Below are 272 nucleotides of genomic sequence, written 5' to 3'. Positions count from 1 at the left end.
ACTTCCTACTTCCAGCTTATAAAACTTTCTCCAAAATATCAATATAAATCTCAATTCCTTCTGCAATTTCTTCAATGAAAATAAATTCATCTGCGGTGTGAGAGCGCCTGCTGTCTCCGGGTCCCAATTTTACGGAAGTGCACGGAATGATCGCCTGATCCGATGATGTTGGGGAACCGTACGTTGTCCTTCCCACTGCTAATCCTGCCTGTACAAAAGGATGATCCATTTCAATTTTAGAAGAATTCAGCCTGAAAGATCTTGCGGTTAAA

1 pseudogene is annotated in these 272 nt (G+C 41.5%); it reads right to left on the bottom strand.

The features are described from left to right. Positions 1-16 precede the first annotated feature (16 nt). A pseudogene (locus tag WFK35_RS23095) lies at positions 17-272 on the bottom strand (acetylornithine deacetylase); the annotation flags it as partial.

It is taken from the genome of Chryseobacterium sp. VD8 (genome assembly GCF_037149975.1).
Taxonomy (GTDB): domain Bacteria; phylum Bacteroidota; class Bacteroidia; order Flavobacteriales; family Weeksellaceae; genus Chryseobacterium; species Chryseobacterium indicum.
The sequence above is the reverse complement of the archived record's forward strand: the minus strand, read 5'-3'. Positions and strand labels throughout refer to the sequence as shown.